Below are 20,545 nucleotides of genomic sequence, written 5' to 3' on the forward strand. Positions count from 1 at the left end.
ATATCTCAGCTATTATTTTCGAATCTACTTTAATGCCTCAAACAGCACCTCAACCGGATGCAGGGCCCTTCGGCCCGTACCATCCGCAATCTGATGCCTGCAACTGGTTCCCGGTGCCACTATCAGTGCTGCTGTATCGGATTCACGCACAGCAGGAAACAACACCAGTTCCCCCACTTTCATGGACAGCTCATAATGCTCCTTCTCATATCCAAAGGAGCCAGCCATGCCACAGCAACCTGAAGGGATCTCCTCCACCGTGAAGTTCGCTGGTATGGAGAGCACACGTTTGGTCGGACCGGTACTGGCTATGGATTTTTGCTGACAGTGTCCGTGAAGCTTCAGAGTCCTCTTTTCTTCGGTAAACAGGGAGCTGTCAAACAAATGATTGTCAAATGCCTGTTCCAGGTACTCCTCGATGGTAAAACAGTGCCGGGAAAGTGCTTCGGCCTGCTCTTTCAAATCATCTCCCACCAGCTCGGGGAACTCATCCCTGAATCCCAGTATGGCAGAAGGCTCAATTCCAACCAGGGGGCGCTCCCCGGAAATGAGCACGGAAAAGATCTCCACATTTTTCCGGGCGATCTTCCGGGCTTTTTTCAACAATCCTTTGGATATGTAGGTACGCCCGCTAAGGGGATGCTTTACTATGAAAACCCTGATTCCCAAACGATTAAAAAAACGAATGCTGCATATCCCAAGGCTGGTGTCATGGTAATTGCTAAATTCATCCACATAGAGTACCAATTCAGGAGCATCAACGGGCAACACACTGTTCAGGCTCTCCAGGTTCCTGGCCGCCCAACTCCTGAGGGTGCTTCTGCCCAGGGTTGGTATGCTCCTCCTGGCAGCAAAACCAAGCAGTCTCTTCAGCAGCCGGGAACTCAGCCTGCCTGTGGCCAGATAGTTGAAGACTCCCGGAAAGAACATTCCCAGGCTGTTTATCCTGGATATATTGGCTATCAGCAAGGTACGCAATGGTACAGGATGGTGATTATACCAGTGTTGCATAAACTCCGCCTTGATCTTGGCCATATCCACACTGGATGGACACTCCGATTTACATGCTTTACAGGAAAGGCAGAGATCCAGCACCTTGTAGATATCGCTCTGGTCAAATGGCTTTTTCAGATCCCTGTCGGAGAGTACTTCGCGTAAGACATTGGCCCTGGCCCTGGTGGTTGCCATCTCGTCCCTGGTGGCCATGTAGCTGGGACACATGGTGCCTCCTGTAATCTCTGTCTTTCTGCAATCGCCTGATCCATTGCATTTTTCGATCAATTGCATGAATCCGCCTTCTCTGGAATAATCGAAATAAGTATGGAAGTCCGGCATCTGATAACCCGGCTCAAAACGTAAAAAAGAGTTCATGGGCGGGGTATCGGTAATCTTCCCTGTATTGAATATTCCCTCCGGGTCGAAAAGCTGTTTTACTTTCCGGATCAGGGCGAAATTCCTTTCCCCAACCATCAGCGGAATAAATTCCCCCCTCAATCTTCCGTCTCCATGCTCACCGCTCAATGAACCCCGGTACTTCTTCACCAGTCTGGCCGTATCCAGGGCAATGTCGTGGAAGATCTGAACATGTTTCGGATCTTTGAGGTTCATGATCGGACGGAGATGCAGCTCCCCTACCGAGATATGCGCATGATAAACGCATTCAAGATCGTATTTATCAAGTATTTGATTAAACTCAGCGATGTACTCTTCCAGCACTTCAACCCGGACACTGGTATCTTCGATTACCGACACAGGCCTTCCTTCTCCCGGGATATTGGAGAGCACTCCCAAACCCGACTTTCGCAAGGCCCAGACCTTCCCGATATCGGCCCCTGTGACCACCGGGAAATGGGTCCCCAGTCCCGCTGCCTTCATCTCCTTCTCCATCTTTTCAATTCGCTTCTGCAAAACGGCCTCATTCCGGTCCATCAGTTCCACGATCAGGATCGCCCCGGGATCGCCCGAAAGGAAAAAGCGGTTCTTGAGCTGGGTAAGGTTCCCTTTGGTACAGTCCAGGATGGTTTTATCCATCAGTTCCACGGCAGAGGGGCTGTGTTTCAGGGCTTCAAGATTCCCCCGGATGGCCTCCATTACCGAATTAAAATGTATGGGAACCAAGGCTTTATATGGCGGAGGAAGTGGAACCAGCTTCAGTTTTGCCTCGCTGATCAGCAGTAGTGTTCCCTCCGAGCCGGCCAGCAACTTACAGAGGTTGAAGTCCGGGTATCTGGCCTGCCCGCCGCGGTAAGGAGGCGAATCAAGCAACTCATCCAGGGCATAGCCGGTATTCCGTCTGACGACCGCCGGATCTGGAAATCCGGAGAGGATCTCCTGCTGGTTGACCGGATCCCTGAGCATGGAATGAAGTTCGCGGTAGATCCGGCCTTCAAGTCCTTTCTTTTCAAGTTTCTCCCGAAACTCATCCTTATTCAGGGGACCAAATTCTGTCACCGTGGAATCACTCAGAACGGCCCTTACAGAATGGGTGTGATCCCGGGTGGCCCCATACACCAGGGAACGAAGGCCGCAGCTGTTGTTGCCGATCATTCCTCCGATCATACTCCGGTTGGAAGTGGAAGTTTCCGGACTGAAAAAAAGTCCCGTGGAGCGAATAGCCAGGTTCAGTTCATCCAGGATAACACCCGGTTCCACCCGGACCCAGCACTCTTTTTCATTAAGCTCCAGGATGCGGTTCATATGCCTCGACATATCTACCACCAGGCCATTACCCACCACCTGTCCGGCCAGGGATGTTCCCGCCGTCCTGGGGATCAGGGATATCCCCTTCTCCCCTGCGAAGCGGACCAGTTCCCTCAGATCCGCTTCATGTTTCGGATAAACCACTGCTCCGGGAACCTCCCTGTAATCGGATGCATCCGTGGCATACATCAGCCGTCGCAGGCGATCGGTAAAAAGTTCCCCGTCGATGCGCGCCCTGAGCTGATCAAAATCTGCCTGCCCTATTTGAGTGGATTTTTTGATAATCCAACAAATATAGCAGATTCTAAATTTCCCTGGTTACCTGTAATCGGTGCTTTCAAAGATCTTATCGGCCGAGCCTGCAATGAACCCGCTGAATAGCTGACCGTTGGAATCCCTGTACCTCCTGGCAAATTCATAGTAGCACCCCGGAATCGTTCTCTTCGCGTCACTGAAACGGACCTCCACCTGGTCAGCAAGGGTGCTGGACTGCTCAAGCAGCTGAACCGGAGTTCCCTTCACCTCGCCCCCGGAACTGTTCAGCTGAAAACCATTCGCTTTCAGAAAGGAATTGACCTCTTCAATCGCGGTAAATTTCTCCAGGTAGTTGATGCTCACCGTAAAATGGTTGGCCCTGTAACCGAAAGCGCATATCCAGGCAGCATATTCGGACTCCTTCCTGAGCCGTTCATAAAGCTCAAAGGAAACAGGATCAAAAACTGCTCCCCGGAATATCAGTTCCGGTGAATTCAGCAAACCCTCCGGGAGCTTATCCAACAGAGCACGGATGGCAGTACTGAACTCATCTGAGAACTCATCCAGGATCAGCTCACTGATAAAAACCCGGGGAGCCTCAGGATTCCCCGGAAGCTCATAGTGCCTGGCTCTCAATTTCTTCGCTTCAAAATGGTATTCGCCGGCAGCCCGGTAACCTGCTTCGGTAAAAGGGCGGGCAATCACATCTATATGGACCCTGGGATCATCGAAGGTCCGGAAAGCCACATGGTCGTTGACGACTCTTTCTCCCTCTTTTACAAAAAGATCATGGATTTGCTGCACATGTGGATTTTCTCCTGCATATTGATCCCACAGGCGCATAAAAATAGTTTCTGTTTTCATCATTTTCGGCATATTTATATGGATAACCATTCTGCTCTAAAAGTGTTGAAAAAGATGTTTTACCAGGATAGGACTATGCTTTTTTTAATTAACTTTAATGCCTGCATTCATATAACTCAAATTACTGATAATCAATGGATTTAATTAATAGAATTAGGGATAAGGCCCGCCAGGATTGCCAGCGGATCGTGCTTCCGGAAGGAAATGAAGAGAGAACAATTATGGCAGCAGATGCCATTATCAGGGAAAAACTCTGTTACATCTACCTGATTGCGGATCCCGAGCTGCTGGAGCAAAAAGTGAAACAATACGGTCTGACAAATATTGAGAAGGCTACGATAATTAATCCCAAGGATCATCCTAAAAAACAGGCTTACACCGAGCTTCTTTACGAACTCAGGAAATCCAAGGGAATGACGATGGAGGAGGCGGGCAGACTGGTGGAGGATCCGCTTTACCTGGGAACCCTGATGATCAAAGCCGGAGATGCCGATGGCGAGGTTGCCGGAGCCTCCAATGCCACCAGCGATGTGTTGCGTCCTGCTTTTCAGATTGTTAAGACCTTGCCTGGTATCAGCATTGTTTCGGGAGCCTTTATCATGATCCTGCAGGACCGCTCCTTTGGAGAAGACGGGGTGCTCGTATTTGCCGATGGCGCCGTGCATCCGGATCCCGATGAAAAACAACTGGCTGAAATTGCCGTAGCTACAGCAGCCACCACGCGCTCCATCCTCGGTTTTGAACCCAGGATCGCCATGATCAGTTTTTCCACCAAAGGAAGTGCCAGTCACCCCATGGTTGACAAGGTGGCCAATGCAACCAGACTGGTCAGGGAGATGAATCCCTCGCTGATTATCGGCGGCGAAATGCAGGCCGACGCCGCTCTGGTTCCAGCCATCGCTGCCAGCAAGGCACCTGACAGCCCCATCCAGGGCGACGCAAACGTATTGATCTTCCCCGACCTGAATGTGGGCAATACGGCCTATAAACTGGTTCAGCGACTGGCCAAAGCCGAAGCTATAGGTCCCGTTTTGCAAGGAATGGCTGCCCCCATCAATGATCTTTCCAGGGGCTGCTCCGTAAGCGATATCGTTAACCTGGTGGCCATTACCGCCAATCAGGCATCCGGAATAAAAAAATCAGAAATAGATTGTGAATCACAGAATTTAACAGACTTATAGTCATGATTATATTAGTATTAAACTGCGGGAGCTCATCCATTAAGTACCAGTTATTCAATATAGGTGAAAGGGAGGAGGTTCTCGCCAAAGGGATCGTGGAACGGATCGGGTTTACCGATGCGGTGATCACTCATAAACCCACGGAGAAAACAAAGCACAAGCAGATACTTCCCATCATGGACCATAGCACGGGAATCAATCTGGTCATGGCTGCCCTGGTGGATACCGAACACGGGGTAATAAAAAACGTGGAGGAAATTTCCGCAGTGGGACACCGGGTGGTACAGGGTGGAGAGAAATACAAAGAAAGTGTGCTGATTACCAAGGAGGTAATCCAGGATATTGAAGCCTGTATTGATCTGGCACCCCTGCATAATCCGGCCAACCTGAAGGGAATCATCTCCGTGGACGCCCTGCTGCCCGGAATCCCCCAGATCGCCGTATTTGACACTTCTTTTCACCAGAGCATGCCGCCTCATGCCTATATGTACGCCATCCCGCGCGAGTATTATGAAAAATACGGGGTCCGGAAGTACGGCTACCATGGGACCAGCCACAAATTTGTATTCAAACAGGCCAGTAATATCCTTGGCAGGGATACCCGCGAGATGAAAGTGGTTTCCTGTCACCTGGGGAACGGTGCTTCGGTAACAGCCATTGAACATGGAAGATCCCTGGATACTTCCATGGGATTCACTCCGGTGGACGGACTGATCATGGGCACCCGCACCGGCGACATTGATCCCGGTGTACTGCTCTTTCTGGCCGATAAGGAGCACCTGAGCCTGAAGGGGATCAGCAACCTGATCAACAAGCGCAGCGGCATGATGGGGATTTCCGAAATCTCATCCGATATGCGCGACCTGGAGCTGGCCTATTATGAAGGAAACGAGCGCGCCAACCTGGCCCTGACCATGTATGCCTACCGGGTCAAGAAATTCATCGGTGCCTACGCGGCTATTATGAACGGGCTCGACCTGGTGATCTTTACCGGAGGTATCGGAGAAAACGATTTTAATATCCGGCGCATGATACTTCAGAATATGGAGTACCTGGGGCTCGATTTTGACGAGCCCGGGAACCATGGGGTAAAGGGAGAGGATAAAATTATCTCCAAACCCGATTCAAAGGTGACTGCCATGGTGTTAAGAACCAATGAAGAGCTGGTTATAGCCACTGATACCTTTAAGATTCTGGAGAAGTGTTGCTAAGGACACAAATGTGTTGAATATCATAAAGAAATGCCCGGTTTACACCGGGTATTTCTTTTTCTTTGTCATGGAAAAATTAAGAATATGCTGACAGAACTTTCTCAATTGCGCGACCTGCTGGACAGAAGCCACAAACCCAAGAAACTGGTACTGGCCGCCTCTGAAGATGCTCACTCCCTGAATGCGGTAGTGAATGCTGCCCTGGAAAAGATCATTCGCCCCATACTGGTCGGAGACCGGGAGAAAACCTATGGAATGGCAGAGATCCTGAATCTGGATATCAGCAAGTTTGATTTTATAGAGGCAGCCAGCCCTCTGGAGGCCATTGCCACTTCCGTAAAAATGGTTCATGATAAGAAGGCGGATGTACTGATGAAGGGAAAGGTAGGTACTTCCGATATGATGAGCTGTGTGCTGAACAGGGATTATGGGCTAAGAACCGGAAAACTCCTCTCCCATTTTGCCTATTTCGAGGTGGAAACCTATCACAAGCTGATTGCGGTGACCGATGTGGCTATGAATATCGCTCCCAATCTGGCAGAAAAGATCCAGATTCTGAACAACTCCGTAAAAGTCCTGAATAACCTGGGCATAGCAAGGCCTAAAGTGGCTGTCCTTGGAGCTGTTGAGAAGGTCAATACCGAAATGAGCGCTACGATGGATGCTGCACTGCTCTCGAAAATGAACCAAAGGGATCAGATTCTTAATTGCATTGTGGACGGTCCACTGGCCTTTGATAATGCGGTCTCTGTGGAGAGTGCCAGGCACAAAGAGATCAAAAGCGATGTGGCCGGAGATACAGATCTCTTATTGATGCCAGATATAGAAGTGGGGAATGTTCTATACAAATCACTGGTGTTTTTTGCCAAAGCCAAGGTAGCTTCCATGATTGTGGGTGCGGCAGCTCCCATCGTACTCACTTCCAGATCCGATTCTGAGCAGGCAAAATTCGATTCCATCCTCCTGGCGGCAGTAGCTGCCGAAAACTCAGGAAGCAAGGGAAAACAGGACTAAAAACAGTCTTAAAATGGATATCTCTTACATACTGGTTGTCAACCCGGGCGCAACTTCCACGAAAATTGCGGTTTACAGGGACAACAAATCGGTTTTTCTTAAAACCATTCGTCACGATACGGGCGAACTCGATGCCTTCAGTAAAACCAGCGATCAGCTGGAATTCAGGCTTAATCTGGTGCTTTCCGAAGTGAAGGCAAACCATATCCCCTTCGACCAGGTAGGTATTATTATCGCCAGGGGAGGATTGATCCACCCGATTGAATCGGGTGTATATGAAGTGAACCAGGCCATGATCCGGGATCTGGAGGCCGGGGTCATGGGAGACCATGCCAGTAATCTGGGTGGATTAATTGCCCACCGCTTACTTCAGACCTTTACCGGAGCCGGGGCCTTTATAGCCGATCCGGTGGTGGTGGATGAACTCCAGGATGTGGCCCGTATTTCCGGTCACCCCGAGTTTCAGAGAATATCCATCTTCCATGCCCTGAACCAGAAATCGGTTGCCCGCACCTATGCCCAGTCCAGGGGGTTGGAATATGAGGACCTCAACCTGGTCATTGCCCACCTGGGGAGCGGTATCTCAGTTGGAGCCCATCAGAAAGGCCGGGTAATAGATGTGAACAACGCTCTGGATGGTGAAGGCCCCTTCGGTCCGGAGCGGTCCGGCACGCTGCCGGCCGGAGCACTGGCCAAGTATTGCCTGGAAAAGGAGGTGAGCTGGCCGGATGTAAAAAAGATGCTGACCGGAGAAGGCGGCCTTTTTGCCTACCTGGGTCACAAGGATGCCCAGAAGGTGGAGAAAGGTGCCCGGGAAGGTGATCTCCGGTCCATGCTGCTTCAGGAAGCCATGGCCTATCAGATCAGCAAGGAGATTGGTGCCATGGCCACCGTCCTGAACGGTCAGCTCGATGCCATCCTGATCACGGGAGGTATCGCCCATAACCCGGATCTGACAGGTCAGATTAAACAGCGGGTTGGATTTATTGCTCCGGTATTCATTTATCCCGGGGAAGATGAGATGAGGGCCCTGGCACAGAACGGTGCACTTTTGCTCAGTGGAAAGATGCGTGCGCGGAACTACACGGCAAAAAAAGAGCATTCATGAAAAAATTCGCACTGCTGCTATTTCTGGCTGCTCTGACTTTTGCATCCAGGGCACAGGAGGATGCGACCGGCAGAAAAGGGAAATTTTTCCTGGTTCCGGAGCTATGGCTCTCTTTCGGGACTACCACTTATATCGAAGTGGCGCCGATGCTGGGCTACCATGTGCTGGATCGCCTGGCTGTGGGCCTTGGTCCCCACTATTTCTATCAGTCGCAGAAGGCCTCCCCGGGCTTTCCCTTTGCCTATAAGACGCACTCATACGGGCTTAAAGGCTTTGCCCGGTTCTCCCTCCTTACAAATGCTGAGGAGTGGCTGCCCATAAAACTCTTCAGTGAACTGTTTGTGCATGCAGAATATGAAGTGCTAAGCCTGGAAAAGCAATACTATGTTCCTCCCTATACGGATGAGGGACGGTTTATTTACCGGGGACTTTTACTGGGGGGAGGACTCTCACAGCGGGTAGGTATTTACAATACCGTCTCCTTTACTATACTCTGGGATATTAATGAATCGGTCATCTCACCCTATTCCAACCCGGTTTTCCGGGTCGGATTTAACTCCTATTTCTAATGGAACACTTTGATTCGAACGGACTGGTCATTATCGGGTCCCTGATTATTATTATCTCCTATCTCTTTAACCTGGTAGCCAGCCGCTTCAGCATCCCCAGCGTACTCCTGCTGATCATCCTGGGAGTAATCATGAAACTCGTGGTATCGGCAACCGGCATTAAAACCCCGGATCTCACCGGTATTCTCGAGGTTCTGGGTATCATCGGTTTAATTATGATCGTTTTGGAGGCCTCTCTGGACCTGGAACTGGAAAAGGAGAAGCGAAAGGTGATCTCCAGGGCCTTCTTCACTTCCCTGGTCACCCTGCTGCTCTCGGCCATACTTATTGGTCTGGTGATGACGGTCTACCTGAAGGTGGACATGACCACCGGCCTGCTCTATGCCGTTCCTCTCTCCATCATGAGCTCGGCCATCATTATCCCCAGCGTTTCGGCGCTCCATAGCAGCAAGCGGGAGTTCATGATCTATGAAAGTACCTTTTCAGATATCCTGGGCATTATGCTGTTCTATTTTCTGATCAGCAGCATGAAGGCAGAAAGTATTGGTCAAATGAGCCTGGAAGTGCTGCTGAACCTGAGCCTGACTGCCCTGGTCTCCATAGCTGCCAGTTATTTCCTGATCTTTCTCTTTCAGAAGGTCCGCACGGAGCTCAAGCTTTTTCTTTTAATTGCGGTATTGATTCTTTTGTATGCAATCAGTAAAGCATTCCATCTCTCCAGCCTGCTGATCATCCTGGTTTTTGGACTGATCCTTTCCAACCGCCATATTTTCTTTCCCGGAAAAATGAGCCGGTATCTGAACGAGGAGCAGATGATCACCATTTTTAAGAATTTCAAAATGATCACCCTGGAATCCTCCTTTGTGGTGAGGACCTTCTTCTTCGTCATCTTTGGTTTTACCATCGTGTTGACCAGTCTGCTGAATCTGAAGGTCTGGCTGGTCAGCATATTGATCCTGGGCATCCTTTTCGGCATTCGTTTTATATGGTTCAGGCTGGTCTTCCGGAAAAATATCTTCCCCGATATCTGGATGGCCCCCAGGGGCTTAATCACCATCCTGCTTTTTTACTCCATTCCCGAAACACTGGCCGTAAAGGAATTTAATGAGGGAATCCTCCTGCTGGTCATTCTCGCATCCAGCCTTCTTATGGCAGTCTCCCTGATCAGATACCGGAAAAGCGGACTGAAGGAGACAGAATTCGAGGTGAAAGATACGCTGGTGGAAGAATAATTTAAATAGTTGTTAAATAGATCCGGAGGGCTGCCGTTTCACTTCATAAAAAGAGAAATAATTCCTTTCTTTGCTTCTTCAAAAAATAAGAGAACATGATTGCTGAAAAAAATAGTGTTGTTTCTATTGTGTATGAACTCCGTGCAGGTTCAAAAGAGGGTGAAGTGGTGGAGTCGCTCAACAACGATAATCCGCTTACTTTTCTTTTCGGAACGGGCGGATTGCTCCCCAAGTTTGAAGAACAACTGAATGGCCTGAAAACCGGAGATAGCTTCGAATTTCTGCTGAACAGCGAGGATGCTTACGGACCGGTGGTTGAAAATGCCATCGTGCATGTGCCCCAGTCGGTATTCGAAATTGACGGCCAAATCGATGAAAATTTGATAAAGATCGGGAGTATGGTTCCCATGATGGATGCTGAAGGAAGGCGCCTGAACGGAAAAGTGATTGCCATTGAAGGCGACGCCGTCAGGATGGATTTCAACCACCCCATGGCAGGAAATGATCTCTTTTTCAAAGGAGAGGTAACCGACATACGCAGTGCTACCGAGGAAGAGCTCTCACATGGTCATATTCATGCCGGCGGAGCTTGTGGTTGCGGCGGAAACGGTGAAAGTTCCTGCGAGGACGGCAACTGTGAGGATAAAGGTTCCTGCAGCGACGATGGCGGCCACGGATGCGGGTGCTAAGGCATTACTGCTTCCAGCCGGGTTCAAAGTGATCCGCATCTTTCCACGCCGGGAATTTCTTTCTGAAATTCCTGAGTTTTTCCAGATTGAGTTCTGAGTATCCCAGTCCGGATGCAGCATTCATCCGGAGCATCTCCCCTCCCATGGGGTTTATGGAGCAGCTGCCCCCCAGGGACGGGATTCCTGTTCCATCGGTACCAACCCGGTTGACGCCCAGAAGATAACTCTGGTTCTCCATGGCCCGGGCCCTGCAAAGAGTCTCCCAGACCGGATGACGGGTGGCCGGCCAGTTGGCTACATAAAGCATCACATCATAATCGCCCCGGTTCCTGCTGAATACCGGGAAACGCAGATCGTAACATATCTGTGGCAGAATCCGGAAGGCACCCAGCCTGAAGATCTTTCGCTCTTCTCCCCGACTGAAGTTCTCCTTTTCCCCTCCCGGACGGAAGAGATGTCGTTTATCGTAAAAACCCTGGATTCCATCCGGTGAAACCCACAGCAGACGATTATAGATCCGTCCGTCCTTTTCCCTGAATATCAGACTTCCGGACATATGGCACTGCTTTTCCCTGGCCATCCGCAGCAACCACCGGACGGCTTTCCCATCCTCCCCTTCCGCCAGTTGTACCGAGCGCATGGTAAAGCCCGTTGAGAACGTCTCAGGAAAAACCACCAGGCCAGTATCCTTTTCAAGCGTTTCCAGCATCCCTTCCATCAAATGCAGATTGGCTTCAATATTTTCCCAGACCAAATCTGCCTGTACCAGGCATACCTTTAATTGCTCCTTCATCTTTGTATCCTTCCAACAGAACCTAAAAGTAATCGATTTTTTATACTTTTACATTTCGTATCATGCGGACATGAACTTAATATTAATTTAACATACCTTTTTCATTTTAACTCTATTTTTGGCTGGGAATCTAACAACTACTTTTCATGGAGGCATACTACATTCTTATTGTTGCTGTTCTTTTTCTTCTGGCTGTATCAGATCTGGTTGTCGGGGTAAGCAACGATGCGGTGAATTTTCTTAATTCGGCCATTGGATCCAAAGCTGCTCCCTTTAAAATCATCCTCACCATTGCTGCCGCCGGGGTCCTCGTAGGAGCTGTATTCTCCAACGGAATGATGGAAGTGGCCCGGAAAGGGATCTTCAATCCTCAGTTTTTCGCCTTTAACGAAATCATGATTATTTTCCTGGCTGTGATGCTTACCGACATCCTGCTGCTGGATTTCTTCAATACCATTGGCCTGCCTACCTCTACCACCGTCTCTATTGTTTTTGAGATCCTGGGAGCGGCTGTTTCTGTGGCTATCTACAAGGTTTCCAGATCTGTTGACGGTTTGTATCAGATCAGTGATTATATCAATGTAGAGAGCTCCGTGATGATTATTGCGGGGATTTTCCTTTCGGTGGTCATTGCATTCAGCGTGGGGACAATTATTCAGTGGATTGTCCGGCTTGCATTCTCCTTCAATGTCAAAAAGACCTTAAAATACTGGACCGGTGTATGGGGAGGTTTTGCGATCACCGCCATATTCTTCTTTCTGCTGATCAAGGGGGCCAAGGGATCAACCCTGATTTCGGCGGAGATGCTGGAAAACATCCAGGAGCACACCACCCGGGTGATGCTGATCAGCTTTGTGGGATGGACGCTCCTGTTCCAGCTGTTAACGATGTTTACCCGCGTGAATGTCCTGAAAATTACAGTACTGGTAGGTACTTTTGCCCTGGCCATGGCCTTTGCCGGCAACGACCTGGTGAATTTCATCGGAGTACCTCTGGCGGGTTTCGAATCCTTTAAAGCCTTTATGGCTTCCGGAAATGGTGATCCCTCGGGCTTCATGATGACCGCCCTGCAGGAAAAAGTGAATACCCCCCTTTATTTTCTGATCGCTGCCGGTTTGATCATGGTGCTTACCCTTCGTTTCTCAAAAAAGGCCAGGTCCGTGACCGCAACCACCATTGATCTGAGCCGGCAGGGCGAAGGATCGGAACGTTTTGCATCCTCTTCCCTGGCCAGGTTTCTGGTAAGACGCGCCATGGAGACCAGCCATGGAATTGCCAGAATTACTCCTTCGAAAGTGGTGAGTTTTGTGCAAAGCAGGTTCGATTCTGAGAAGAACCAGCCCGTAAAAGATGAGAAGCTGGCCTTCGACCTGATCCGGGCCTCTGTAAACCTGGTGGTAGCCAGTATCCTGATTTCCATTGGAACCTTCTTGAAGCTGCCGCTTTCCACCACCTATGTAACCTTTATGGTGGCTATGGGAACTTCCCTGGCCGACGGAGCCTGGGGAAGGGAGAGCGCCGTTTACCGGATCACCGGGGTGCTTACAGTGATCGGCGGATGGTTCTTTACTGCCTTCAGCGCCTTTTTAGCCTCCTTCCTGATTGCTTCGCTTATTTTCTTCGGGAAACTGCCGGTTATCCTGATTCTGATCGTTCTCGCCATCTTCATTTTGTTAAGGACACATGCCTTTCACAAGAGACGGTCGGCAAAGAGGGAACCCTACGACAGTCATTTAATATCAGCATCATACGCCGTACTAAAATCATGTGATGATGAAGTAAAAGAATCTGTTCTCAAGGTTGCCAGGATTTTTAACTCGACCTATTCAGCCCTTCTGAAGGAAAATCACAAGGAACTGAAGCACTTAAAAAAAGAGGCCAAGCACCTTGGGAAAGAGATTACCAAAATAAGAGAGAACATTCCCGAAAAGCTCCGGAAATTTGAAGAGACCGAACTTGAAAGCGGTCACCACTATGTTCAGGTGGTAGACCATATGAAAGAGATGAGCAACTCTCTGATGCATATTGTCCTGCCGGCCTTTAATCATCTGGATAACAATCACGCCATTGACAGGGAACAGCATGCATCCTTCCAGTCTTTTATTACTAAGTCGGGAGAATTCTTCAGTTTAATGCTGAATATTTTCAAAGACAAGAGCTTCGAAGGTATTCCCGAGCTGGTCAAGCAACGTGATGCGATCATCGAAAATGCAAACTTTCTTTTGCTGCAGCGCATCAAGATTCTTAAGAAAACACAAAAAGGGGTTAAGGTGAGCATCACTTATATGGAGATGCTTTCTGAGACCAAGAACCTGTTCCTTAATGCGGTCCATCTTGCAAAAGCACATTCACAGCTGCACGAATCCATGGGGAAAAACGGCGTCATTGTCGAATCTGAGTAATTTGGCTGTTGTTAATCTGAAATTAACATTAAGTTAGTGGCTTCGTTGAAATTATTAACATCTTAACGCGGATCGATGAGGCTGTTTTTTATCATGCTATTTATCAGTGTTTTACCTTTTGTCTACGGAGAAGACAGTATCCCGGAAGAGCCTCCGCCCGGTGTTGTTTCGGCCAGAATCTTCAGCCATTTTAACTACAGCCTCGACCCGGAAAATCATGCCAGCGGCTTCGAAGTGAAACGAGCCTATTTCGCTTATAAGAGGGAACTGGACTCCCGATTTACAGCAGAAGTCAAACTGGATGTCGGAAGTATCGACGATGCTTCCGAATTTGCGCTGATCCGCAGGTATGCCTACTTCAAGAATGCTTACCTGGGATACAGGAAGGGAAAGCTGATGACCTGGTTTGGCCTGATGGATATGTTGCAGTTTAAAGTCCAGGAAAAATTCTTCGGCTACCGGTACCTTTACAGGTCGTATCTGGATGAATACCGCTTCGGATCAAGTGCGGACCTGGGAGCCGGAATTCAGTACAGCCCTTCAGGGAAAGTTACAGCCGATCTGGTCCTGAGTAATGGCGAGGGCTATAAAAGCCTGCAGTTCGACAACGTTTACCGGCTGGGGGCGGGAATCACACTGTATCCCTCTGAGAAGCTCTTGTTCCGGGCCTATTATACCATACATACCACGAAAATTCCACAGATGATCTTTTCCGGCTTTGCAGGATACCGTCTCGACCGATTCAGAATAGGCGCTGAATACAACCATCAGCTTAATTACCAGTTTTTTGAAAACCGGCAAAGGTATGGCTATTCTGTCTACTCCACCTTTACCTTTTCCGAAAAATGGGAGGTTTTTGCCCGTTACGACCAGGTCTATTCCAACATTCTGCCTGAACAGGAGCTTCCATGGAACCTGGGGAAAGACGGCAGTGCCATTATCAGTGGTATACAGTATACGCCCATTAAATTTGTCCGCCTGGCCCTGAATTACCAGGATTGGGTGGAATATGCACAGAATGGCAGCTCCGAACCCTGTCTTTATCTGAATATTGAAATTGTCTTTTAGACCGATATTTCATGAATCATGGATTTAAAAAACAGAAATATAGCCCAGATTTCAATTATTCTCCTTCTGTCTGCCTGCCTGCTCTTTCCATCCTGCAGAAAGAGCGGCTACCTCATCGATAAGGTGGAAAGCATATCCGACCAGGGTGGCGGTACAGGAACGGTGACCTGGACCGCCGACAAGGAGTATCTGATCAACGGTTTTGTTTTTGTGAATGACGGGCAAACCCTGACCATAGAGGCAGGAACAGTGATCAGGGGGCGTACCGGACAGGGAAGCCTGGCCAGTGCATTGATTGTGGCCAGGGGGGGGACCATCATTGCCGAAGGCACTCAGCTTAAGCCCATTATTTTTACCGCGGAAGGGGATGACCTGGAAGGCAGTATTCCACTGGAAACTAGAGGTCTTTGGGGAGGTCTGATCATCCTGGGGAATGCCACCATCAATACGGAATCGGGTGAAGATCTCATTGAGGGAATACCCATCAGCGAACCCAGGGGGATTTACGGAGGATTTGATGATGATGATAACTCCGGTATTTTGCGTTACCTCTCCATCCGGCATGGAGGAACCAATATTGGCGAAGGCAATGAGATAAATGGATTAACTCTGGCTGGAGTGGGGCGTCAGACCATCATTGAATACGTGGAGGTGATATCCAATGCGGATGATGGGGTTGAGTTTTTCGGGGGGGATGTGAATTGCAGGAATATGGTCGTCTCCTTCTGCGGGGATGATGCCTTTGACATGGACCAGGGTTACCATGGGAAAGGTCAGTTCTGGCTGGGCATAAACAGCTCCGGCTCTGACAAATGTATGGAGATCAGCGGGGGCCTGCAGCCTGTCCCTGCGCTTCCTGACCTCATGCCCTTAATATACAATGCCACCCTGATTGGAAATAAGACTCCGGATGCCCATCCGTCCATCCTTTTCCTTCAATACGGGGGCGGACAGCTGCAAAACTCCATCTTCCTGGAACCGGGACCCGGTGTGGCCCTTCAGTATACCGGTCAGCCGGGTGATACCTGGTCCCTGTTTCAAACCGGACGGCTGACCCTGGAAAGCAATATCCTCTACCCGGCCACGGATCCGCTTCCATCCTATTTTACCTATTCTGAGCTGGGAATGGCTCTGGATGAAGAAAACCAGGTATTGTCCGATTCCTCTGCGGCCTGGTTAACCAGCTTCGAGGATCCCGGCATTTCAGCAAATGACGGATATAGGCTCCTCCCTCCATCTGCCGAATTCAGTAAGCTGGCTGCCTATTCGAATGATTGGTTCGAGAAGGTTCCTTATAAGGGGGCATTTGGCTCCAGCAACTGGATAGAGGGCTGGACCCTCCTGTATGAATCGGGCTATATTCAGGACTGATCCGGAATGGCTCTGTGTTCCTCCCGGAAAAGGTCAAAAACCGTTTTTACCGGAGAAAAGGTCTCCACGGGAACATCCACAAAGAGAGTAAGCCATCCTGCCATGGAGCCGTTCCAGAGACCGGGAAGCTCCAGGGCTTTCAGGGATCTGCCACCTTCCGATTTTTCTGAGATAAAACCCGTATTGGAGTCCACAAACTGGCTCAGACTGAACTTCTCTCCCCGGTAATTGCGAAGACTGCAAACCAGATCCACCGGATTAAAGTGGGTGGATCCGCGGACCAGGACCGCCTTCTCCGAATCCTCCATATCAATCTGGGAGGCCTCTACAATCTGCAGGCCGATTTCTCCCGATTCGTTCCGCACGTAGAAGGGGCCTCCTCCTGGTTCTCCCTGGTTCCGGACCATGCCACATACCCTTAAAGGCCGGTTCATGGCAGACACAAGCCAAAGCTTCAATTCACCGGCATCCCGGCTCTCCAGCATCTCCGGTATGGCAATTCCCAGATCTTCATGCAGGTAAGTTACCATGCTGGCCAGCTGCGACTTCCCGGGTATCTCCTCTCCATCGAGTTGCTGCAGGTAGTTAAATATCTTCGAACGGATCTCCAGCAATACCCCTCCAAGCACCTGTTTCTGTTCCACTCTCAGAGGCTTCAGCCGGTCGGGTGCCACATTGTCGATGTTGCTTATAAACACCAGATCCCCGTCCAGGGCATCCAGGTTCCTTATCAGTGCCCCATGTCCGCCCGGTCTGAATAACAAGGTGCCATCCGGCTTCCGGAAAGGTTCATTTTCCGGATCCACGGCAATGGTATCTGTTTCCGGCTTTTGAAAAGAAAAGGAAAGATGGATGCGTACTCCCATCTCCCGCTCTATCTTTGGCAGAATTCGAGCGGCCTCCGTCTGGAAGCCGTCCAGGTGATCGGGCGAAACAGTCAGGTGGATTCTGACGATCCCCTCGCGGTCCGCGCAATACTCAAGTGCTTCCCGGACATGTTCCTCAAAGGCAGTTCTCCGGTCCGATGCCTGGTACTTATGGAACTTCAGCAGGCCTTTGGGCTTGCCTGCGTAGTGGAGCCCCTCGCTGCCCAGTATCTGAGCCAGTATGGCAACGGGCTCCACCCCTTCCTGCAGAGACAGGTCCTCGTAAAAGGGGTAATGTTTCAGATTCATAAAAAAGCCTGCGAGGTCCTTCTTTTCTGAGATCCATGCCTGCTGCTCCTCCGCGTCTTTATCTTCCAGCATTTCAAGTGCATTAAAGAGGTCTTTAAACATCCGGGAGGCCGCTCCTGAGGCAGGAACAAAGCGAATAATACGCTCATCGGGAGCCTTATTTAAAAAAACATTCCGGTAGTGCTCCTGGTCGCCTTCTGCCAGCAGCATGATACCTGTTCCGGGCGTGGCCGGCATGGTGATATCCGCAGGGGGAAAGCCGGTCTGGAAATGCTTGATTTGTTGATGGATAGTTTCGACACTAATTCCCTTGGAACTTATTTGCTTAAGGTCTTTTTGCGTAAACATATAAAGAGGATTTATTCTATAACGCCGGTCCTGCCGAATTGTTTCAGATCCTGAGCGCGTTCCGGCCCGCATTCAGGGCCTCGATATTGAGCTGCACCACATCCTCCCCTTTAGGTCCGAAAAGCGCGTATAAAGCAGCTTCCAGTCGTTCCTGCTCGATTCCCAGATAGCCGGAGGCGGCTCCGAGCATTACCATATTGGAGACCTTCTGGGAGCCGATCTCCCGGGCGATGGAATAGGCATCTATAATCATATGATTCTCTACTTTACGGATCTCCCGGAAAAGGTCCTCCGCAGCAGGATAATCCTGAATGTTCTCAAAGCTTTTACTGCTGGTTATCAGCCAGCCCTCCGGTGCCAGGAAAGGAAGATAGCGTAAGGCCTCCATGGGTTCCACAGAAAGGATCATATCACAGCGGCCCACGGGAATTAAGTCGGACGAAACAGGCTGATCCGAAATGCGCAGATGTGACTGAACATCCCCTCCCCGCTGACTCATTCCATGCACCTCGGCCTGTTTCAGATAGAGTCCCGATTCAACAGCTGCCATCCCGATTACCGCTGCTATGGAGAGGATCCCCTGTCCCCCGACCCCTGCCAGTATAATGTCTCTTTTCATGTCGATGCTTTTTTGCTTTTTTCCTTTCGAAGTCGCCTGCCGGCGGTCTGGATACATTCCCGCTGGGAAATAATCACAGAAACACCCTCATAGGCCAGCTCCTCAGAAAGCATCATCCTGCTTTCCTCGTGGTGCTTCCTCAGGGGATTCATCACCCTCATATGTTCCTCTTCCACTCCGATTCCACGACAAATATCCAACAGGCGGTTGGTGGCATGCGATTTCTGTCCTCCCGTCATTCCGGTGGTGGAATTGTCTGAAATTATAACAGTCAGAGGGGTCTGTTCCACGACTGCATCCAGCAATCCGGTCATCCCCGAATGGGTAAAGGTGGAATCTCCGATAACGGCCACTGCCGGACGAAGACCTGCATCGGATGCACCCTTGGCCATGGTCACCGATGCTCCCATATCCACACAGGAGTTGATCGCATTGTAAGGCGGAAGTGCTCCCAGGGTATAGCAGCCGATATCAGAAAAGACCCGGCCCGGGCTATAAGGCTCCAGGGCCTCATTCAGGGCATTGTACATGTCTATATGGCTGCAGCCCTTGCAGAGTGCCGGAGGCCTGTTTTTTACAATTTCCGGGACCGCACGTACAGCTTCAACGGGCAGACCCAGTGCTTTCTTTACCAGCAGAGGATCCAGTTCACCATCCCGGGGCAGCAGTCCATTCAGGCGCCCCCCGATCCGATAGTCATTCTCCAGGATACCCGTAAGTGACTCCTCCATCAGCGGAGCCCCCTCTTCGAGGACCACGACCCTGTCCACCTGTTTGACAAAATCATTAAGCAGTCCGGCAGGTACCGGGTACTGGGATATTTTAAGCAGGGGATGTTTCAGACCTGCATCCGCGGCCACCTCCTGGTAGTAGTTGTAGGAGAGTCCGCATGCGATAATTCCCAGGGATGTATCCTCCTCTTGCTCCAGGCGGTTCAATCCTGAATCAAGACTTTCCATCTCCAGCTTTTCCTGCGTGGATAAGAGCAGTTTATATCTCTTCCGTGCCAGGGCAGGCAGCAGGATGAACTGTTTCAGATCGGCAGGCAGCCTGACATCGTTTTCCTTCCGGACTTCCGAGCGTTTCACTGCAGAGCGGGAGTGGGCCAGGCGCGTGGTGATTCGCAGCATCACAGGCAATCTGAACTTCTCGGAAAGGGCAAAGCCGTAAGGGGTCATTTGATAGGCCTCCTGCTGGGTGGCAGGCTCCAGAACAGGGACCATGGCAAACTTTCCGTAAAACCTGGAATCCTGTTCGTTCTGCGAGGAGTGCATGGAAGGGTCATCGGCCACCACCACCACCAAGCCCCCGTTGACACCGGTCATTCCCGCATTTATAAAGGCATCAGCAGCCACATTTAGTCCCACATGCTTCATACATACCAGGGCCCGCTTGCCGGCGTAGGACATGCCCAATCCCGCCTCCATGGCCGTTTTCTCATTGGCAGACCACTGGGCGTGGACATTTCTCTCTCCCGCCTCTTTCGATCGCTGTATATATTCGCATATTTCGGTGGAGGGGGTACCCGGGTAGGCATAGACCCCTGAAAGGCCCGCATCCAGTGCTCCCTGGCCAATAGCTTCATCTCCAAGCAATACCAATTCCTTCATGAAAAACAGGTTTTATATGACTCTAAAATATACAAAATAAGAACGGCAGGAAGCTATTCTATAACATGAACGAACAACAGGAAAGCAGCTGTTCAGGCGCTAATGGTGATCACCAGGCGACGCGAGCCTCCGCGATTTCTGAATTCGCAAAGGTAGATCCCCTGCCAGGTTCCCAGATTCAGTCTCCCGCGGGTGATGGGGATGCTGAGCGAACTCCCGGTCAGGGATGCTTTCAGGTGAGCCGGGATATTATAGTTAATATATATTAATACATATTAAACATCTGCGTTAGGCTTTGAATATTAACATCATAGCATATGTAATCTTCAACTGAAA

General features: G+C 50.1%; 16 protein-coding genes and 1 pseudogene. 10 read left to right on the top strand and 7 right to left on the bottom strand.

Translation table 11 applies throughout. The features are described from left to right. Window positions 1-24: 24 nt before the first annotated feature. Together P1P86_03305 and P1P86_03310 are read right to left on the bottom strand one after the other, a co-directional pair. The gene (locus P1P86_03305; protein MDF1574201.1) at window positions 25-2,889 is read right to left on the bottom strand and encodes an FAD-linked oxidase C-terminal domain-containing protein; all 2,865 of its coding nucleotides are present in this window, start codon (window positions 2,887-2,889) and stop codon (window positions 25-27) included. 129 nt (window positions 2,890-3,018) lie between these two features. Then, window positions 3,019-3,822, bottom strand: coding sequence for a DUF1338 domain-containing protein (locus P1P86_03310; GenBank protein MDF1574202.1), 804 nt, complete (start codon window positions 3,820-3,822; stop codon window positions 3,019-3,021). A 131-nt stretch (window positions 3,823-3,953) separates the two neighbouring features. Here P1P86_03310 and pta point away from each other — a divergent pair, with 131 nt between their 5' ends. The 7 genes from pta (at window position 3,954) to P1P86_03345 (ending at window position 10,823) form a co-directional block, all read left to right on the top strand. Next, window positions 3,954-5,000 carry a phosphate acetyltransferase gene (gene pta / locus P1P86_03315; protein MDF1574203.1) on the top strand — a complete coding sequence of 349 codons (1,047 nt, stop codon included), beginning with the start codon at window positions 3,954-3,956 and terminating at the stop codon, window positions 4,998-5,000. 2 nt (window positions 5,001-5,002) lie between these two features. After that, a complete protein-coding gene (locus tag P1P86_03320) occupies window positions 5,003-6,211 on the top strand; it encodes an acetate kinase (protein ID MDF1574204.1) in 1,209 nt (402 codons plus the stop codon). 84 nt (window positions 6,212-6,295) lie between these two features. Further along, a complete protein-coding gene (locus tag P1P86_03325; GenBank protein MDF1574205.1) occupies window positions 6,296-7,225 on the top strand; it encodes a bifunctional enoyl-CoA hydratase/phosphate acetyltransferase in 930 nt (309 codons plus the stop codon). 13 nt (window positions 7,226-7,238) lie between these two features. Then, entirely contained in the window at window positions 7,239-8,333 is a 1,095-nt protein-coding gene (gene buk / locus P1P86_03330) for a butyrate kinase (protein ID MDF1574206.1), read from the top strand. Further along, a complete protein-coding gene (locus P1P86_03335; GenBank protein MDF1574207.1) occupies window positions 8,330-8,902 on the top strand; it encodes a hypothetical protein in 573 nt (190 codons plus the stop codon). The genes buk and P1P86_03335 overlap by 4 nt, the downstream gene beginning before the upstream one ends. Continuing rightward, entirely contained in the window at window positions 8,902-10,134 is a 1,233-nt protein-coding gene (locus tag P1P86_03340) for a cation:proton antiporter (GenBank protein MDF1574208.1), read from the top strand. The genes P1P86_03335 and P1P86_03340 overlap by 1 nt, the downstream gene beginning before the upstream one ends. Window positions 10,135-10,229: 95 nt before the next feature. Further along, a complete protein-coding gene (locus P1P86_03345; protein ID MDF1574209.1) occupies window positions 10,230-10,823 on the top strand; it encodes a peptidylprolyl isomerase in 594 nt (197 codons plus the stop codon). 4 nt (window positions 10,824-10,827) lie between these two features. On the opposite strand, the gene P1P86_03350 is transcribed toward P1P86_03345, so the two are convergent. After that, window positions 10,828-11,616: an amidohydrolase gene (locus tag P1P86_03350; protein MDF1574210.1), complete on the bottom strand. Its 789-nt coding sequence runs from the start codon at window positions 11,614-11,616 to the stop codon at window positions 10,828-10,830. A 146-nt stretch (window positions 11,617-11,762) separates the two neighbouring features. Here P1P86_03350 and P1P86_03355 point away from each other — a divergent pair, with 146 nt between their 5' ends. The 3 genes from P1P86_03355 (at window position 11,763) to P1P86_03365 (ending at window position 16,457) form a co-directional block, all read left to right on the top strand. Beyond that, window positions 11,763-14,018 (top strand): inorganic phosphate transporter, encoded by a 2,256-nt coding sequence (locus P1P86_03355; GenBank protein ID MDF1574211.1) that lies wholly within the window; start codon window positions 11,763-11,765, stop codon window positions 14,016-14,018. 75 nt (window positions 14,019-14,093) lie between these two features. Then, window positions 14,094-15,086, top strand: a complete 993-nt coding sequence (locus P1P86_03360) for a hypothetical protein (GenBank protein ID MDF1574212.1) — start codon at window positions 14,094-14,096, stop codon at window positions 15,084-15,086. An 18-nt stretch (window positions 15,087-15,104) separates the two neighbouring features. Then, window positions 15,105-16,457 (top strand): hypothetical protein, encoded by a 1,353-nt coding sequence (locus P1P86_03365; GenBank protein ID MDF1574213.1) that lies wholly within the window; start codon window positions 15,105-15,107, stop codon window positions 16,455-16,457. Here P1P86_03365 and P1P86_03370 read toward each other — a convergent pair. From P1P86_03370 to P1P86_03385, 4 genes and pseudogenes are all read right to left on the bottom strand, one after another. Continuing rightward, the gene (locus P1P86_03370; GenBank protein MDF1574214.1) at window positions 16,448-17,980 is read right to left on the bottom strand and encodes a DUF4301 family protein; all 1,533 of its coding nucleotides are present in this window, start codon (window positions 17,978-17,980) and stop codon (window positions 16,448-16,450) included. The two genes, P1P86_03365 and P1P86_03370, sit on opposite strands and share 10 nt — an antisense overlap. A 43-nt stretch (window positions 17,981-18,023) precedes the next feature. Then, window positions 18,024-18,599, bottom strand: a complete 576-nt coding sequence (locus P1P86_03375) for an indolepyruvate oxidoreductase subunit beta (protein MDF1574215.1) — start codon at window positions 18,597-18,599, stop codon at window positions 18,024-18,026. Further along, a complete protein-coding gene (locus P1P86_03380) occupies window positions 18,596-20,209 on the bottom strand; it encodes a thiamine pyrophosphate-dependent enzyme (protein MDF1574216.1) in 1,614 nt (537 codons plus the stop codon). The genes P1P86_03375 and P1P86_03380 overlap by 4 nt, the downstream gene beginning before the upstream one ends. Before the next feature lie 92 nt (window positions 20,210-20,301). Then, window positions 20,302-20,460, bottom strand: a pseudogene (locus P1P86_03385) (YjbQ family protein). Window positions 20,461-20,545 lie beyond the last annotated feature (85 nt).

It is taken from the genome of Bacteroidales bacterium (genome assembly GCA_029210725.1).
Taxonomy (GTDB): Bacteria; Bacteroidota; Bacteroidia; order Bacteroidales.

Excerpts from the sequence above, each read along its gene's own strand:
- P1P86_03305 (MDF1574201.1), bottom strand. The coding sequence starts at position 2,889 with ATGTATGCCACGGATGCATCCGATTACAGGGAGGTTCCCGGAGCAGTG.
- P1P86_03310 (MDF1574202.1), bottom strand. The coding sequence starts at position 3,822 with ATGATGAAAACAGAAACTATTTTTATGCGCCTGTGGGATCAATATGCA.
- pta (MDF1574203.1), top strand. The coding sequence starts at position 3,954 with ATGGATTTAATTAATAGAATTAGGGATAAGGCCCGCCAGGATTGCCAG.
- P1P86_03320 (MDF1574204.1), top strand. The coding sequence starts at position 5,003 with ATGATTATATTAGTATTAAACTGCGGGAGCTCATCCATTAAGTACCAG.
- P1P86_03325 (MDF1574205.1), top strand. The coding sequence starts at position 6,296 with ATGCTGACAGAACTTTCTCAATTGCGCGACCTGCTGGACAGAAGCCAC.
- buk (MDF1574206.1), top strand. The coding sequence starts at position 7,239 with ATGGATATCTCTTACATACTGGTTGTCAACCCGGGCGCAACTTCCACG.
- P1P86_03335 (MDF1574207.1), top strand. The coding sequence starts at position 8,330 with ATGAAAAAATTCGCACTGCTGCTATTTCTGGCTGCTCTGACTTTTGCA.
- P1P86_03340 (MDF1574208.1), top strand. The coding sequence starts at position 8,902 with ATGGAACACTTTGATTCGAACGGACTGGTCATTATCGGGTCCCTGATT.
- P1P86_03345 (MDF1574209.1), top strand. The coding sequence starts at position 10,230 with ATGATTGCTGAAAAAAATAGTGTTGTTTCTATTGTGTATGAACTCCGT.
- P1P86_03350 (MDF1574210.1), bottom strand. The coding sequence starts at position 11,616 with ATGAAGGAGCAATTAAAGGTATGCCTGGTACAGGCAGATTTGGTCTGG.
- P1P86_03355 (MDF1574211.1), top strand. The coding sequence starts at position 11,763 with ATGGAGGCATACTACATTCTTATTGTTGCTGTTCTTTTTCTTCTGGCT.
- P1P86_03360 (MDF1574212.1), top strand. The coding sequence starts at position 14,094 with ATGAGGCTGTTTTTTATCATGCTATTTATCAGTGTTTTACCTTTTGTC.
- P1P86_03365 (MDF1574213.1), top strand. The coding sequence starts at position 15,105 with ATGGATTTAAAAAACAGAAATATAGCCCAGATTTCAATTATTCTCCTT.
- P1P86_03370 (MDF1574214.1), bottom strand. The coding sequence starts at position 17,980 with ATGTTTACGCAAAAAGACCTTAAGCAAATAAGTTCCAAGGGAATTAGT.
- P1P86_03375 (MDF1574215.1), bottom strand. The coding sequence starts at position 18,599 with ATGAAAAGAGACATTATACTGGCAGGGGTCGGGGGACAGGGGATCCTC.
- P1P86_03380 (MDF1574216.1), bottom strand. The coding sequence starts at position 20,209 with ATGAAGGAATTGGTATTGCTTGGAGATGAAGCTATTGGCCAGGGAGCA.